At 39.1% G+C, this 16,903-nt stretch carries 12 protein-coding genes; 1 reads left to right on the top strand and 11 read right to left on the bottom strand.

Annotation, left to right across the window (positions count from 1 at the left end):
• Nucleotides 1–18 precede the first annotated feature (18 nt).
• Nucleotides 19–1,056: an AraC family transcriptional regulator gene (locus tag AC1M9H_RS11260; protein WP_481613413.1), complete on the bottom strand. Its 1,038-nt coding sequence runs from the start codon at nt 1,054–1,056 to the stop codon at nt 19–21.
• Between the two features lie 459 nt (nt 1,057–1,515).
• On the opposite strand from AC1M9H_RS11260, the gene AC1M9H_RS11255 reads away from it, so the two are divergent.
• The gene (locus tag AC1M9H_RS11255) at nt 1,516–2,496 is read left to right on the top strand and encodes an AraC family transcriptional regulator (RefSeq protein WP_092767745.1); all 981 of its coding nucleotides are present in this window, start codon (nt 1,516–1,518) and stop codon (nt 2,494–2,496) included.
• 43 nt (nt 2,497–2,539) lie between these two features.
• Here the strand turns inward: AC1M9H_RS11255 and AC1M9H_RS11250 are convergent, their stop codons facing one another.
• From AC1M9H_RS11250 to AC1M9H_RS11205, 10 genes are all read right to left on the bottom strand, one after another.
• Entirely contained in the window at nt 2,540–3,883 is a 1,344-nt protein-coding gene (locus tag AC1M9H_RS11250) for an MFS transporter (protein WP_092767747.1), read from the bottom strand.
• 98 nt (nt 3,884–3,981) lie between these two features.
• Nucleotides 3,982–5,016, bottom strand: coding sequence for an anthranilate 1,2-dioxygenase electron transfer component AntC (gene antC, locus AC1M9H_RS11245; RefSeq protein ID WP_180028207.1), 1,035 nt, complete (start codon nt 5,014–5,016; stop codon nt 3,982–3,984).
• A gap of 11 nt (nt 5,017–5,027) precedes the next feature.
• Complete coding sequence (gene antB, locus AC1M9H_RS11240) at nt 5,028–5,519, bottom strand: anthranilate 1,2-dioxygenase small subunit (RefSeq protein WP_035266119.1); 492 nt, start codon at nt 5,517–5,519, stop codon at nt 5,028–5,030.
• 2 nt (nt 5,520–5,521) lie between these two features.
• Nucleotides 5,522–6,958 carry an anthranilate 1,2-dioxygenase large subunit gene (gene antA, locus AC1M9H_RS11235; RefSeq protein WP_481613412.1) on the bottom strand — a complete coding sequence of 479 codons (1,437 nt, stop codon included), beginning with the start codon at nt 6,956–6,958 and terminating at the stop codon, nt 5,522–5,524.
• Nucleotides 6,959–7,187: 229 nt separating this feature from the next.
• Nucleotides 7,188–9,191 carry an esterase/lipase family protein gene (locus AC1M9H_RS11230; RefSeq protein ID WP_481613433.1) on the bottom strand — a complete coding sequence of 668 codons (2,004 nt, stop codon included), beginning with the start codon at nt 9,189–9,191 and terminating at the stop codon, nt 7,188–7,190.
• Nucleotides 9,192–9,305: 114 nt separating this feature from the next.
• A complete protein-coding gene (locus AC1M9H_RS11225) occupies nt 9,306–10,223 on the bottom strand; it encodes an ABUW_2363 family tetratricopeptide repeat lipoprotein (RefSeq protein WP_481613411.1) in 918 nt (305 codons plus the stop codon).
• Between the two features lie 110 nt (nt 10,224–10,333).
• Entirely contained in the window at nt 10,334–11,146 is an 813-nt protein-coding gene (gene cysE / locus AC1M9H_RS11220; RefSeq protein ID WP_035266113.1) for a serine O-acetyltransferase, read from the bottom strand.
• Nucleotides 11,139–11,981: an RNA methyltransferase gene (locus AC1M9H_RS11215; protein WP_481613410.1), complete on the bottom strand. Its 843-nt coding sequence runs from the start codon at nt 11,979–11,981 to the stop codon at nt 11,139–11,141. Before AC1M9H_RS11215 ends, cysE begins: the two co-directional genes overlap by 8 nt.
• Nucleotides 11,982–11,994: 13 nt before the next feature.
• Nucleotides 11,995–15,573 carry a DNA polymerase III subunit alpha gene (gene dnaE, locus AC1M9H_RS11210; protein ID WP_481613409.1) on the bottom strand — a complete coding sequence of 1,193 codons (3,579 nt, stop codon included), beginning with the start codon at nt 15,571–15,573 and terminating at the stop codon, nt 11,995–11,997.
• A 173-nt stretch (nt 15,574–15,746) separates the two neighbouring features.
• Nucleotides 15,747–16,805: a type II asparaginase gene (locus AC1M9H_RS11205; RefSeq protein WP_481613408.1), complete on the bottom strand. Its 1,059-nt coding sequence runs from the start codon at nt 16,803–16,805 to the stop codon at nt 15,747–15,749.
• Between the last annotated feature and the right edge of the window lie 98 nt (nt 16,806–16,903).

The raw sequence follows: 16,903 nt of genomic DNA, 5'->3' as shown, positions 1-16,903 counted from the left end.
TTATTGACAGACATAAAATTAAGAGAAGAGTGAATTTTGTGTAATCTTACGCGTTGATGATGGCAGCTCGCCATAACGACGTTTGTACTCTTGTGAAAAACGACCTAAATGAGTAAAGCCCCACTTAAATGCAACATCAGTGACCGTGGCATGTTCATTATTCATCAGTTCAAGATGAGCTTGTTCAAAACGAAGCTCACGTAAATATGCCATAGGGGTAATGCCAAAATGGTTTTTGAATCCTGCAAAGAGTGTTCGTGCACTTACACCTGATTGTTCAGCCAAGACTTCTATGTTGAGTGGTTCATGTAAGTGGTGGTGAATGTATGCTTCAGCACGTTTGATAAAGTAGGGCGCTAATTTTTTCTTATGATGAGAATTTGCTTTAAAAAAAGCATTATTTGGTTGTCCATAAATTAGCGCATTAAATAGATTTGATTCAAACTGCTTAAATGCAAGTGGGTGGTGGAGAGGATGATGCTCACATTTAAGTGCATCCATCATGGTTCTCAAAAGTTGCAGAAAATATCCACCAGATTGGGTGGTAAAATCAAGTCGAGGATTAAAAATTACATTTTTTTGTTCAGATTTCACGATATGTTGCTGACAATGATGTGCAAAATCATCTTTTGAAATTTTGAGAATGAGTTGAGGGGAGTGAGCACGCCAGCGCATTCTGAGTGACTGGTCAGGTGAGATAATTGACGCTACTTCTGAGTATGAAATAAATTTATCTTGACCAAATTCAATTTCAGCATAGCCTCGAGTAGGAATCTGAATAAGATAAAACTTTTCAAGTTGATCTGGTTCGATCAATACATCTGCGCCATATTCCAAGCGGCTGATAGAAAGAGCCCCAGTTTGAACATGATGCATGCTTGCACTAAAATTTTTAGCTGATTTTAACACTTTTAGAGCATGAGGCTTAAAAATTTGCCCTACATTTTTACAAGTTTCGCTCAAATCTGCTTGATTGAAGACCAAGTTTTGACTGTTGAAAATTGATTCATTACTAAAATTTTGCCCAGTTAGCTGAGAGGAATGAAGCTGGTTCATTGTGAATCCTTTTGGCTCATTAGTAGTCCGTACCATGACAGTAGTGTTAAATTGATATCATGGAATGAGATTTACGATATAAATAAATGAAGCAATATTCAGACCAGAAATAATAATTTTAAAATTTAATAGCTATAGTGGTAATTGAAAAAAATTACATTTATTTATATCAGTCCTATCCTTAGGACGTTATTTAAAAATCTATCTCTATAATCGCTGAATGTCAAATAAAACCGAATTTTTTATCATTGTGATTTTAATATAAGTTAATGAAAAATAATAAAAAATTAAAATACCTATTAAGTAATATAAGATACCAAATTAGTATTTTTTAATTTACTAATCTATGTTCAAAAATATATTTAAATATTTAGTCGAAGCAAAGAGACTTTATTTCGACATTATTATTAAAAATGTTTTATAGTATTTATCATGATTCAAAATAGCTAGGTGAACAGGATGATCACACTCAGCCAACATAAGGATCTTAGTCACGCATCGCGTGAATTGAATGTTGCTCAACGATTAATGAGCCTTATTTGTGGTTCACATCAATTAGAAACTGCTCGTAAAGATCAGCTTGATTTTCATTATTCAGGTATACGCTTGCCGAGTAAAAAAATGGCAATTGGCTGTATCAGTTATGGCACAGATGTGTCTATTCAAATTCAGCAGCTAGGTGCATACAGTATCAGTTTGCCTATTCATGGACAGCAAACATTGCGTATGAATGGAGAAACTCATTTATCACACAGTAATAATGGAATCATTGTTTCTAGTCAGGATCAGCAAGAACTCATCATTCACCGTAATTGTAAAAAATTTCAAGTGGTGATTCCTGAAGAAAGTGTCAAATCTGTACTTTCCAATTTGCTTTCTAAACCTGTTAAAGAGCGGGTGATTTTTGAGCCAGATATGCCATTTAGTGAAGATAACTTCCTAAGATTGTGGTGGAATAATATTCAACAATGTTTATCGCTCAGGCAAGATTATTCTCGTTTTGATGGTTTAAATCTGCTTTCTCAAGATTATGAAAGTTTTTTGATTAAGGCTTTGCTTTTAACCCAGCACAATAATTATTCCAATGAATTAAGATCGCTCCAAGAGTATCAGCTTCCGAAGCCAGTCATGTTGGTCAGAGAGTTTATCCATCGTTTTGCTGATCAAGAGTTGGATGCATCAGATTTAGTCATGATATCGGGAACTTCAAAATCGACTTTATACCGTGAGTTTCAACAAGCGCTGCATATGAGTCCTATGGATTATTTAAAAAACTATAGACTTGAACAGATTCATCATGCTTTGCTGCAGAACAATGCAAATATTTCCATTTCGAGATTGGCTTATGACTGGGGATTCAGACATTTAGGACGATTTTCTCAAGAATACAAAGCCAAATATGGGGTTCTCCCGAGTGAAACACTTAAAATAATGGTTTAAAAAAAAGCCCCTTGATTGGGGCTTTTTAATGACTGAGTTGAGATTACTGCGTTACCTCTGCAGTTGCAGTATTGGCTGATTCAGGTTGTTTTAGTCCTTTTAATGCGAGCGCAATAAACGAAATAAATGTCGGAATTGCTAGGACATAGAAAATACCTGCAAGAGATAATTCAAAAGTAAAAATCAGTGATCCGTAGAACGCACCTAAGATCGCACCGATACGACCAATACCATGCATCCATGAAACACCTACACCGCGGCACACTGAAGGGTAGAACAGTGCTGTTAATGGAAGTAGTGATGATTGAGCACCCACTAATAATGCGCCAATTAAGAAAATTGCAATACCGAGTAAAACAATACTTTGGCTTACGAATGCTGCAACGAAGAACAATACAAATGCTGCGAGATAAGAATATTTAATCACAGTATTTGGATTAACTTTATCCATATACCACCCCATAAAGCATGCACCTATTACACCACCGAATGGGAAAATCGCTGCAATTAAACTAAACTGCTCTGTTGTAAATCCAGCGGTTTTAAGAATAGTTGGCATCCAGCTGGTTAACAGATAAAACACCATTAGGCTGGTAAAGCAACACAGCCAAAGCATTGCCGAACCCCAAAAGTATTTGCTAAACAAAATTTTAACAGGGCTTTGTTTAGGATCTAATACTTCTGCTTCAGGTAGAACAAATACAGTACTTTGATCAAATGTTTGACCGTGAATCTTCTCAAGAATTGGTTTTGCTTTTTCTTGACGATTTTGTTTGATGAGGTATTGAGGTGATTCAGGTAACTTGGTAATCAAAAATACCAATACAATGAGTGGGATTACACCGCCAATAATAATGACATTTGCCCACCCTTGATTCTCTAATAAGAACGCAGATAAGACACCGCCACTTGAGATCCCTAACATAAATCCGCAACCTGCTAATCCGGTCAGGAATGCTTTACGTTTTAGAGGCATGTATTCGGATACCATTGTGCTGATATTCGGCATAGCCGCACCAAGTCCGACCCCTGTAATAAAACGATAGATCATAAGTTCTTGTGTGTTAGAAGCAAATCCACACATGATGGTGAAAATTGAAAACAACAAAGTCGTCATTACGATGACACCCTTGCGTCCAAATTTATCAGATAATGGTCCTGAGATAATGGCGCCGATCGACATGCCTACTAAGGCCGCACTCAGCACAGGTGCTAGATCTGGTTTTGAAATCCCCCAATCATCTAACAATGCTGGTGCAATAAAGCCTAAGATGCCAGTGTCTAATCCATCACAGAAAAAAACCAAAAACCCCAGAAAGAAAACTGTCCATTGTAAAGGGGACATTTTTTCCCGATCAATAACGTCATTTACAATTATTTTTTGCATTTAAAATTTCCATATATTCAAACGTTAGAACAAAAAAGGACTATCGTTTGCAAAGAATATTAACGATAGTCCTTAGTGATTGTCATCAGCTCATTTAATTATCTAGAGCTATGACTTTGAATAAACTTCTCACTGTAAACACGTCCGTTGTCTATCTGGTGATCAGCTAACCAATTTTTGACAGCATCGATCATTGGTGGCGGACCACACAAATACATATCGAATGCTGATTCGCTTAATTGCGATTGATCTAAATGTTCGTGGATAAATCCTTTTTTTCCAGTCCAATCATTAGAAGGTTGTCCGATTACGGGATGATACTCAAAGTGTGGAATCTTAGCTGAGTATGCTTTTAACCTTTCTTGTTCACACAAATCTTGCTCTTTGTTTACACCATAATACAGATGTACTGGTGGAATTTGAGGTTGTTTCACAATTTGATCTAGCATTCCTAAAAATGCTGACAATCCAGTACCTCCTGCGACAAAGACTAATGGCTTTTCTTTTTCCACTTCGCGAAGATAAAAACTTCCTAAAGGTGCTTCGAGTAAAATTGTATCCCCAACTTTTGCTCGATCTCGCAGATAGTCACTCATGAGACCTTGCGGGAGTAAGCGAATTAAAAACTGTAATTGATTACCTTCATTGGGTAAATTGGCAAAGGAATAAGAACGCCAATCATTTGCACCAGGAATTTTTAATCGAGCATATTGACCCGGTAAATAATCAATTTTCTGCGTATGTTGACTGGCATCTACATGAATGATTGCCGTAGTTTCAGAGACTAATTCTACGTGAGTCACTTTGGTTTCGAGTTGAAGTGTTTCACCAGCATTACAGAAACTTGAGTCATGATCGAAATAGAATGCAGCATTCGATTGCACTCGTGTTTGACAAGCTAAAATTTTACGCTCTGCCAGATCACGTTCGGTTAATGCTTCTTCATCGACATAATCTTGAGTGTAATTGCCACTTTCACATTGCCCTTGACAGGTTGCGCAAACGCCTTCACGGCAGTCTAAAGGCAATGTGATACCTTGACGGAACGCAGCATCAAGTAAAAGCTCATCATTATTCACAGAGATAAAGAACGTTTTACCATCTGCAAAGTTGAGTGCAACAGAATGACTCATTCTTTTACTCCTTAAACGTGATAGAAGTCGAGCACAGAATCAATTTTGTCATTCAACAAAATGGTGTGCTGTTTACGAATGCGGAAAGTGTCTTCATGTTGACGAAGGATATAAGTGACATGCCCGTAAAAATAGCCTTCTAAACCTTGGCGGTTATAGAATGTCGACCAACCCGCTTTAACTTCTAATAATCCGTCTTCAAGTGTTTTTACACGGATGTTGTGAATCGCATGCATGAGACGCGGAAGGGGCGTAGCTGATGCAGCTTTACCAGTTCCTATACGGAATACGCGATCTTCAAGGCCAGCACGGTTTTCATAGTAGATATATGAAAGCCCTTGGTTTGGATCAGTGACGTATTCATGGTCACTAATCCATTGTGGAATGTGGTATTCGCTGTCTTCGTCATAGAGTTCTAGATATGCGTCCCATTCATAGTTGTCACAAAGCGCAGATTTTTCATATAAAAATTGAGAAACTTGATGTACAAGAGCTTGTGTCATGATTAAGCCTCCTCAGTTGTCGCTTGTGATGCAGGGCATTCGTGTGGTTCAAAAGTATCTTCAGTGAGTTTAAGTGCTTTATTTTTTAAGCCTTTTAACATGAGATCGCGCCAAACTTGGTGTTGATTGACATATAAACCTTCTTGAGTGATTTCAGTACCCGTGATGACTGGTTTGATCCCTAATGTTTGAGCATTCGGGCTGTCGCCATAATTCCACTTGTGATAACCGCGCGAAATGTCACTCCAGCGTTCTAAACGAGCTTGGAAACCACGCTGTTGTTCACGGAATTCGACTAAATCGTCAGGTGTGCCTAAGCCCGATACGTTGAAGAAATCTTCGAATTGACGAATACGGTTACGACGTGCTTCAGCCGACTCACCTTTAACACCAATACACTGGCTAATGACTTCAGTTTTATTCCACGCAACTGGACGAATAATACGAAGTTGCGAACTGATTTGATCCATAAAGAAAAGGCTTGGGTATAAGTTCAAGTTTCTGAGACGATGCATTGCCCATTCAGCACGTTTTTGACCATATTTTTCAACCAGATATGGCATCACAGTTGCGTAACCAGGACGTACAGTTGGGTTAGGCATGTCACTAAACAAAACGTTATGACCATTTTTAAATGAGAACCAACCATCATCAGTTGTGTCATCACCAGCACCTAATTTACTGTAATCAAGTGTGTCCTTTGGTCCTGTCCCTTTTTGTGCATTCAGTTGCTGACGATATTGAACTGTAGAGACATAGTTATAGTGAACAGTACTTACGTGGTAGCCATCTACACCATTTTCATTTTGTAGCTTCCAGTTTCCAGCAAAGGTATATGCTGATTTACCCGGTAAAACTTCTAATTCACCTGTAGGTGATTGTTCAACCATAAGATCAAGGAAAACACGTGTATCTCCTAAATAATCTTCTAAGGTGTCTGTAGCTGTTGTATCTAAACTAACGAAGACAAATCCTTTATAACTTGCAATACGTGCTTTTTTTAGACCTCGTGATGATTTATCAAAGTCATCACAATACTCACCAGGAGCTTTAACTTTTACGAGGCGACCATCCGATTTGTAACACCAAGCATGGAACGGGCAGGTAAATGTGGATTGATTACCTTTAGCAACTCGGGTCAATGTAGCACCACGGTGCTCGCAGGCATTGACCATTGCATTTAAATTACCTTGACCATCACGGTTAATGATGAGCGGTTGGCGACCAATTTGAACAGTGACAAAGTCATTTGGTTTTGGAATTTCACTTTCATGACACGCGTAGATCCACACCTTTTCAAAGATCAATTCCATTTCTAGATCAAAAAGTTCTGGTTCAGTAAACATGTCACGTGCGATACGATAGACGCCATCCTCTGGTCGAAAATCGATACATCCTTCAATAAAATCATGCCATTCGATGCTGCTACGAGATCCCATGGTCTAACTCCTTATATCACTTGATTTCATTTATCTTTGAATCTATTGAACAGTGATTAACGGAGTCAGGCTATCCAGTTTGTTCTAATCGTTATCCATTTTTTCTCAAATATTTTATGGAGAAGGTAGTTAAAATATGAGTGGGATTCAAAAGTCGTACTTTGGGACTATAAAAACAAAAAGCCGATGCATCTTTGATACATCGGCTGATAAAAGCTAAAGGAAATCGTTATTTGGCAATTCCAAGCTCTGTCAAATGAAGTCTTAGGATTCGTCTTAATTCCAAAACAGCTTCAGGCGTTTCCTGAATTGAGTGACCACCTTTGATAATAATCTCAGATTGTGCCCCTTTAAGATGCGCACTCTGATAAGGCACGATCCCATCTGACATAACAGTAGGATCTTTACTCTCAGTCACATTCCCCATGATGGAGTGAAATTTAAACCCTTTAACTGGCGTCACAGGTGAGGTTAATTTGGTGAAAGGAGAGTTGTGACTCAGATCACTCGGACCATTTTGAATCAATCCATGACCTAAGTCTTTGACAAAATGTTTAATATTAATATCTTTATCTGAGAGCGATTCAGCAAATGCACCCAAAAATGCACCTGGCAACTTGATCACTTTACGCGCAGCTCGTGTAAACCAACGATCAGCATAATCTGTACCTCGATGAGGTGCTGCTAAGAAAATAGCACGATTAAACTGCGGCACAGGTTTGATTTGTAAACGAGCTTTAAATAAAGGTTCATTCTTAAAGCGGCTAATTTGAGAATTTTTTAATTGAGACAATGCAGGTTGTGTTAAATCAGCTTGGCTCACCAATAATCTTGAAATAATACCACCCATACTATGTCCAATCAGAACTGCATCTTTAGCTGACGCCGTAGATTGATCAAGTGAATTAAATGCTTGTTGAATGATCGCATTCACCTGAAAGCGACTTTCTAAAATTGGCATATTGGTTGAGTAAAATACTTGCCAAACTTGATAATGCTCTCTTAGAACATTATCTCCCATAATGTCATTCGTTAATGCAATCCAAGCTTCTGGACTGCTTGCAAGTCCATGCACCAAAACAATAATTTTTTTGTTTGGATTATAGGGTTCGAGCATAAAGAGATGGGGCATTGTGATTGTATTGTCACGATCAATCAAACTCAAATATGCAGCAGCACCTAAGTTATTTTCGGCAAGCCACAAACCATAAGGTGCAGAGTAATTCGCAGCTAAAGGATAAACTTTTCCACCTACTTTTAATTGATCTAATCCATAAGGATCATAAATATTCAGGGTGAAATGCGGTTCATTCAGAATATCCTCTACATTAGTTTGACGCGCAGGCTCAGCGGTCATCGTGACTGAAAGATAACGTGGTGGATGAATATTAGGGTTACGACCATTTTTATAAGCGTGATTTAATGGATCTACAATATATTTACCTGAATCGCTATTTCGCTCTGGCGCTGGAAGCGTTGCGACAAATTCCGCACCGAAACCATCCCGACGGTTAATCGAACGCAAGCCACTAAAATTGAGGTTGTAGCTTGAAAGCAGGCTATCTAATTTTTGATTAGCAATCTGAGGGTAATGGTCATAGTTGATGGTATAAATGCTTTCACCAATTTTTATTTGTTTGGGAACTTTTTCACCCGTATAGCGCATACCATAGGTCATCACCATTTTCGCCAAGGCTTGATTGTAGAAATCTCGTATTTGAACTTGTCTATTATCGAAAATACGGTCGCTTGGTTGGCGTTTTGTCTTGAATAGATAGGCATAACTATAACGAATACTTTTATCAAGCATTGCTAACTGTTGGTCAAGACATTGACTATAGTTTTCTTGATGAATTTTTTTCTTTTCTTCTGACTGATATTTATTAATTAAACTGGTATTACAAGCAGAAGAATTACTGAGGGCTAATGCCCGTGTCAAATATGCTTCACTTGCAGTTGAATAAAGTTGTTCATCTTGAATTTGTTTAATTTTTTTTAGATCAAATACACATTTATCGGGATCATTAGAACAACTTTCAGCCTCACTGCCTGTCATTGAGAGAACATTCAGACTCGCTTCACTCATTTTTTTACGCGTTAATATGCTATCTCGTTCATTCGCGATCGAGACATTAAGCGCTTGATTTTTTACACTGACGACTTGGCAACCTGTCATAAATAGTGGTGTTGCGATCAGTAGGGAGCCAATGTATTTATTGTTCATCATAAACATATTTTCAACTGTCAGCATGAATCATTAACGCTGAGCATACGTTATTTTTTTGGATATAAAAATAAGCTCCAAAAAAAATAGACTGAATGATCAGTCTATTTTTTTTTAATAAGATTATGATTTCGCTGGATTGTTTAAAATTTGCCAAACATTGTAACGACCTTGTTTCTCAATTTCTTGAATCAAGCGGTCAGCAACTTCAGTTTCTTCAGGATATTTCACTTTGTAATTTTTTAAAGTTGTGATTGCATTTTTCTTTTGGCTCAATGCGAGGTAGTTATTAACAGCTACGAGATAAGCTTCTTGAACACCCGCTTTGATGGCCTTATCGATATATTGAATAGCTTCTTTTTGACCACCACCTTCAGACAAAGAGAAACCAAACCAGAAGTTAGCTTCAGCGTCTTCTTTGTTGATCTTAAGGATTTGTTGTGCATATTTTAATGATTTAGTGGTATAAGCAGAACCAAGATCAAGGTTACGACCCAATATACTTGCTTTAAATGCACGAATTAAAATATCGAATGACGCGTTATCTTTGGCTGCTAAAGTATCTAGTTGAGCTGAAACTTCACGTAATTTAGCTTCAAAACCACGACGTTCTTGACGATCTGTAAAGCGAGGAGGATAGTGACGTGCTTTACCTTCAACCATCTGGAGGAAGTCATCAATTTCTGTAATATCGATTTCATTTTGACCCGCTAAAACCGTGTATTTCATCGCACGTTGTGAACTATTCACAGTCGGTACGATTAATTTGTTTTGTTCGAGGATCATCTTTCTGTTTGGATTATTTGGATCAGTCACCTCAAGTTTTTGAAGTGGTGCAGCAGCAGCTTTTTTTAGTTCAAGCTCGAATACTGGAGGTTGGCTATAATTAAAAGGATTTAATGCATAAAATGGCGCACTTAAATCAGGCTCAGAAAAGACGATTGGATCGTTTGTTTTAGATTGTTTTTTAACTGCTGGAGAGCTACAAGCACTCAATAATGAAACAGCGATCATGGTGGCAATAAGGGGCTTAATCGTCATATTTTCTTCCAATATTATGTTTTTAAATTCTAGTTCAGGTTGTATCTGAGTCTATGAAAAGTCGAAACAACATGCAACTCAGATTCACCTAACTTAGTCAAACTTATACATTAAGCTTTTGATTGTGCAGTTTGAGCTTCGCACTCACGACGAACTTCGTCAATGATTTTTAACTCTTCAGCGCTAAATGGTTGTCCATTACTTTGAGCGTTATTAAATGTTGGATCAAGTAATGAAAGTCGCTGACATAGAGTGTTCATGCGCTTTTCATTGTGCTGTATACGATCCAACAATACCCGCATACCTTCTAACATAGGATCTGATTGATCTTGGGTTGTCGCATAAGGCTGAAAACCGATGCTTTCTGCATAATTGCGTCGTTCAGATTCTTTGTCCAAATCTTTTTGCTGATTTTTGATAATAAATCGCGCTGGGTTACCTACGGCAGTAGCACCTTCAGGGACTTCTTTAGTGACCACAGCATTTGAGCCTACTTTCGCATTCTTATGCACGGTGAATGGTCCCAAAATTTTCGCACCTGCGCCAACGACTACACCATCTTCTAAAGTTGGGTGACGTTTGCCTTTATTCCAAGTGGTGCCACCTAATGTCACGCCATGATAGAGCGTCACATCATCACCAATTTCAGCTGTTTCCCCAATGACCACACCCATACCGTGATCTATAAAAAAACGTTTGCCAATTTTGGCACCTGGGTGAATTTCGATACCAGTTGCAAAACGACTAAAAGAAGACAGCATGCGGGCTGAAGTTTTACACTCTTTTTTCCAAAGCTCATGCGCAACACGATGCATAATCAGTGCGTGAATTCCTGGATAAGTGGTTAAAACTTCAAATGTGTTGCGCGCCGCAGGATCGCGGGCAAACACAGCTTGAATATCTTCTTTAAGCTGTTTAAGCATCTTTTGATTTCTCTTTAGAATCTGACTTTTTCCATGTGCCATTGTTCAATGCCTGAACACGACTGAAAATACCTCTAAGAAGATGGTACTCCATACGATCTAATTGTATACGTCCGAATAAGCGACGCAAGCGTAAAGGCAATAATCGTGGGTTTTCTGGGTCTAAAAACTCGATTTCGTGCAACATTTTTTCAAAATGAGGATAAAATTGTTCCATCTGTTGATGTGTTACCAACGACTCATCCCAATGCATTGAATCTTCATCAGTCACTTTCATAACTGCTTGAGGATCTTCAACTTGTTCCATGAGAGCCGTGGTCGCCATTCGCATTTCATAGCAAATAATTTGAATGGCTTGAGCGACATTGAGTACCCCATAGTCTGTATTCACAGGGATGGTCACATGGTAATTCGCCAAAGCCAACTCTTCATTGGTTAATCCTCGATCTTCACGCCCAAATATTACGGCAATTTCTTGTTGTTCTTTGATCACCGCTTGCATCGATTTATCAGCAGCAGGCCGAGCATCTAATAAAGGCCATGGAATAGTTCGGCTACGAGCACTTGTACCAAAGACTAAATGGCAATCTGCGATGGCTTCTTCAAGCGTTTCTACAATCTGAATTTGATCAATTAAATCGGTTGCACCGGCTGCAAGTGCATCAATATCAGGATGAGGATAAGTTTTAGGTGCAACTAAAACCAATTTTGAAAGCCCCATGGTTTTCATTGCTCTAAGTGCGCTACCGATATTCGCAGGCAGGGTAGTATTCACCATGACAATACGCACATGAGACAAATGCGCTGAGACAGCAGCATTATCAATTAAATTCATAAATCTTCCAAAATTAAGAGTATTGACTGACTTCCGTCATGTATTGATCCATTGCTTCATCCATACTGATCTGGTCAGGTGGAGAGGCCTGTGATGTGATGACTGGTTCTGATTTTGGTTCTGCGGCGTGGGAACGTGCAGCTTTTGACTTGACATGATACTCCACATGTAAGGCCTCTTTACCAAAATAGTCGCGCAGTTTGAACAATAAGTCATCGAGTGGTGCGACATTCCATTGTGGTGGTAAATGAAAATCAGCCGTTGCATATGGAAAGTCGAGTTGTACTTGTAATGGCACATGCTGACACATATCTACATCACAAAATGGTTGAATGATCTGTGAAAGCTCTTGACCAAGATTTGGCTGAATATGCTCAGGTTGTAATTTGATGAGGATGTGATTCGCACGTTTTTGACGAATTTCGTTTAATGTAAACGCCTTAGTAAGGCGTCCCATCGGACGATCGAAGCCTTCACGTTCATATATTTCTCCTTCAATCACAATCACTCTTTCATTCACAATAATATCTTTAAAACGTTGGAAGCGTTCATGATTTGCTGAGACTTCAATTCGAGCAGTACCATCATCGAGTGTGATCATCATACGGTTAGGGAAATTTGCGACATCCACAACCAAGCCGGCAAATACTGTAGTCACACCACGACGTGTTGGAGTCAGCTCATTAATTTTGTTAGAAATAAACGCTTTTAACTCGGGGCGATACACATCAATCGGGTGTCCCGTTAAGTATAAACCTAAGGTGTCTTTTTCACCTTTTAAACGGACTTCATCAGACCAAGGTTTTACAGGTTTAGTGGGCTTACGTTGAACTTCTTCAACTTCACCAAATAAATCCATAATGCCTGTTTCGCGGTTTGAACGAGCTTGTTCGGCTGCTTGTACAGCTTCAGGCAATTGAGCCATTAAAGTCGCGCGTTCAAGGCCGAGACAATCTAATGCTCCTGAGCGAATCAAAGCTTCAAGTGTACGTTTATTGATTTTCTTCAGATCAATGCGATGGCAGAAATCAAATAAATCTTTATAAGGTCCAAGTTGCTTACGTGAATCAATCACAGATTGCATAGCTGCTTCACCAACACCCTTGATTGCACCTAGACCATATACAATGGTTTTTTCATCAATTGCATGGAATTGATAAATCGACATATTGACGGAAGGTGGTAACACGTCGAGACCATTGTTACGACAGTCATCAATCAAGAATACGATACTATCCGTGTTTTGCATTTCCGAAGTCAGTACAGCGGACATAAACTCAGAAGGATAGTGTGCTTTTAACCAAGCCGTCTGATAAGCCACTAATGCATAGGCTGCAGCATGTGATTTGTTGAAACCATAGCCTGCAAATTTTTCCATATAGTCGAAGATATGGTTCGCCGTTTGCTCATCGATATCTTTTTTTGCAGCACCTTCAATAAAGATTTGGCGTTGTTTAACCATCTCTTCAGGTTTCTTTTTACCCATCGCACGACGAAGTAAGTCCGCACCACCTAGACTATATCCAGCACAATACTGAGCTGCTTGCATAACCTGTTCTTGATATACCATAATCCCATAGGTAGGTTCTAAGACACCTTCTAATAGGGGATGTAAGTATTCGAACTCTCCACCATGCATACGATGAATAAAGTCTGGAATTAGATCCATTGGGCCCGGGCGGTATAATGACACGAAGGCAATAATTTCTTCAAATTTACTTGGGCGTGCTTCCTTGAGCATTTTTTTCATGCCCACGGATTCAAATTGGAATACCGCAGTGGTATTTGCTTCGGCAAATATCGAATATGCAGCTTTGTCATTTAGCGGAATATTCTCAATCTTTAGAGGTATATCAAACTTTAATCGTTGGTTAATGTGCTGAATAGCATCTTCAATTACAGTAAGATTTCGCAACCCCAAGAAGTCAAATTTAACAAGTCCTGCCGCCTCAACATCGTCTTTATCAAATTGAGCGACACGACCGGTACCATCTTCGTCACACAGTACAGCTGAGAAGTCCGTAATCTTGGTCGGTGCGATTACAACACCACCTGCGTGCTTACCAGTGTTACGCGTTATTCCTTCAAGTTTAAGCGCCATTTCCCAGATTTCTGATGCATCTTCATAATCTGGGTTGGATGGGTTGGTTACAATATCTTTAAGTTGTGGTTCGGCTTCTAAAGATTCTTCTAAACTTAAACCCAAAGGTTTAGTCGGGATCATTTTAGAAATACGATCTGCTAAGCCGTAAGACTTACCTAAAACTCGTGCAACATCTCGAATTGCACCTTTCGCTGCCATCGTACCAAATGTTGCAATTTGAGATACAGCGTCACGCCCATAAGTTCGTGCTACATAATCAATTACACGATCACGACCTGCGATACAAAAATCCACGTCAAAGTCTGGCATCGAAACACGTTCAGGGTTTAAGAAACGTTCGAAAAGAAGTCCGTATGGTAGTGGATCTAAATCTGTAATTTTTAAACTGTATGCAACTAATGAGCCTGCACCTGAACCACGGCCCGGGCCTACAGGTACGCCATTGTTCTTGGACCACTGAATGAAGTCCATGACAATCAAGAAGTAACCTGGGAATCCCATCGAGTTAATGATCTTGATTTCGAAATCTAATCGATCGTCATATTCTTTCCGAATTTCAGGCCAGTCTTCTCCACGTTTCTCCACAGGATAGAGGTGATTAAGACGTTCTTCTAATCCTTCTTTAGACAAATGGGCAAAGAAGGTATCAATTGTATGACCTTCAGGAATTGGATAGTCAGGTAAAAAGTATTTACCTAAGCGAAGTGTCACATTACAGCGTTTAGCAATTTCAACTGTATTTTGAATAGCACTGGGGATATCAGCAAATAACTCCACCATTTGCGCTGTTGTTTTGAAATATTGCTCAGGGCTGTAAGTACGTGGACGACGATTATCACCTAAAACATAGCCATCTGCGATGCAGACGCGCGCTTCATGGGCTTCAAAGTCTTCTTCTCTAATAAAATGAACATCATTATGAGCGACAACACCGATTTGATATTTTGCGGCTAATTTAACAGCTTCAATAATAAAATCTTCTTCTTGTGGGCGATTGGTGCGCGTGAGTGCTAAATAGACACGATTGCCAAATTTTTCTATCCAAGCTTCAAGTAAGGGTTCAGCTTTTTCAGGGCTACTTGAACACAGCATTTCTCCAACATCACTTTTAATCCCTAAAAGTGCAATCATGCCCGGCGCTTGTTCTAACACCCATTCTTTTTTTACACACGGGATACTGAGTCGTTGTCCTTCAATAAAGCCGCGCGATACTACTTCAGTTAAACTACGCCAACCCTCATTATTCATCGCCAGTAAAGTCATACGATGTGATTCATCATTCAAACGAATCACACTTCCTAAAATAGGTTTAATCCCTTTTTTAAGACACGAGGTATAAAACTTCACTGCTGCATGTAAGTTCGATAAATCTGTCATCGCGAGTGCAGGCATAGAATCCTGTACAGCAGACTTCATTAGATCAGGTATACGTACGATTGATTCAGTAATAGAAAATTCTGTATGAACACCGAGATGAACAAACTGCATAGATGAGTCCTTTACAAGAGCAGAGCGTATTTTATCATGCAAAGTGATTTAGAGCTGAGAATCCACGATATTTTATATGATTCGCACAAATTATCTTCGATTTGAATAAAGGCGATTTTATATCAATCAAAAAAAGTGCCATTCGGCACTTTTTTATAACATGAAAATTGGGCTTAATATTCCCAGAACATGCGTTGTATTTCTTTTGCATCTTTGGTTTTGGTTAAAGCAAGCGCGGTTAAAATTTTAGCTTTTTGAGGGTTGAAGTCATGTGCAACTACCCAACCATATTTGTCATCTGGCTGTTCGGCATTACGGAGAACGAATCCTTGTGGCACTCGTGAAGAACGTACAATTTGTATACCACTTTGCTGAAGTTGATTCAGCGTGGGAACAATATTTTTCGCGACTGAGCCGTTTCCTGTACCTGCATGGACAATGGCTTTAACCCCAGCCTTGGCATACGCTTGATAAGCATCAGGAATCATGTTGCCAGAGCCATAGACAATTTGAACTAATGGGAGTGTATCACCCTTAATATTCTCGATATTAAATTCTGACCGCTGATTAAATCGCTTAACAGAACTTCGGAACCAATAAGGTTTAGATTCTACCAACGTCCCTAAAGCTCCCCATTGGCTTACAAAGGCATTGGTATGAATATTAATGCCTTTAGTCACATCTCGAGCTGCAAAAATACTATCGTTCATAAGGATGAACACCCCCTTATTTTTTGCACTCGGGTCTGCTGCCAGAGCAACTGCACTATATAAATTTAGTGGGCCATCCGCAGATAAAGCCGTCGATGGGCGCATTGAGCCGACAACAACAATAGGTTTTTCCGTTTGTACGACTAGATTAAGAAAAAAAGCGGTTTCTTCTAAAGTATCTGTGCCATGTGTAATCACAACACCATTTACATCTGACTTTTTAACCAAATCATTGACTTGGCGGGCAAGGGAAAGTAATTCTTTGTCCGTAATACTTTCAGAAGCAACTTGCATTGCTTGTACGCCACTCACATTGGCTAAATCTTTAATTTGAGGGACGGCATTCAGTAAGTCATCCACTGGAACTTTTGCGGCAGTGTAAGTGGCGCTGTTGGTTGAACTAGCACCAGCACCAGCAATCGTTCCCCCAGTTGCAACGACGACAACGTTATTTTTAGCAAAGCTCGCTAGGGGTAATAACAAGCCAATCGATAGAGTCAGTGCGGTTAGCGTCTTTTTCATCTTTTTTCCTAAATGTTTTTTATAGTATTGTGCATGGATAATGCTTAATCACGATAAAGGAAAAGAGGGGTGCTTGTATATAATCAAAATGAAATTAA

The sequence above is a fragment of the Acinetobacter sp. ANC_7512 genome, assembly GCF_056779935.1.
The sequence above is the reverse complement of the archived record's forward strand: the minus strand, read 5'-3'. Positions and strand labels throughout refer to the sequence as shown.

Coding starts and splice junctions, on each gene's coding strand:
- AC1M9H_RS11260 (WP_481613413.1), bottom strand. CDS start 1,056: ATGAACCAGCTTCATTCCTCTCAGCTAACTGGGCAAAATTTTAGTAAT.
- AC1M9H_RS11255 (WP_092767745.1), top strand. CDS start 1,516: ATGATCACACTCAGCCAACATAAGGATCTTAGTCACGCATCGCGTGAA.
- AC1M9H_RS11250 (WP_092767747.1), bottom strand. CDS start 3,883: ATGCAAAAAATAATTGTAAATGACGTTATTGATCGGGAAAAAATGTCC.
- antC (WP_180028207.1), bottom strand. CDS start 5,016: ATGAGTCATTCTGTTGCACTCAACTTTGCAGATGGTAAAACGTTCTTT.
- antB (WP_035266119.1), bottom strand. CDS start 5,519: ATGACACAAGCTCTTGTACATCAAGTTTCTCAATTTTTATATGAAAAA.
- antA (WP_481613412.1), bottom strand. CDS start 6,958: ATGGGATCTCGTAGCAGCATCGAATGGCATGATTTTATTGAAGGATGT.
- AC1M9H_RS11230 (WP_481613433.1), bottom strand. CDS start 9,191: ATGTTTATGATGAACAATAAATACATTGGCTCCCTACTGATCGCAACA.
- AC1M9H_RS11225 (WP_481613411.1), bottom strand. CDS start 10,223: ATGACGATTAAGCCCCTTATTGCCACCATGATCGCTGTTTCATTATTG.
- cysE (WP_035266113.1), bottom strand. CDS start 11,146: ATGCTTAAACAGCTTAAAGAAGATATTCAAGCTGTGTTTGCCCGCGAT.
- AC1M9H_RS11215 (WP_481613410.1), bottom strand. CDS start 11,981: ATGAATTTAATTGATAATGCTGCTGTCTCAGCGCATTTGTCTCATGTG.
- dnaE (WP_481613409.1), bottom strand. CDS start 15,573: ATGCAGTTTGTTCATCTCGGTGTTCATACAGAATTTTCTATTACTGAA.
- AC1M9H_RS11205 (WP_481613408.1), bottom strand. CDS start 16,805: ATGAAAAAGACGCTAACCGCACTGACTCTATCGATTGGCTTGTTATTA.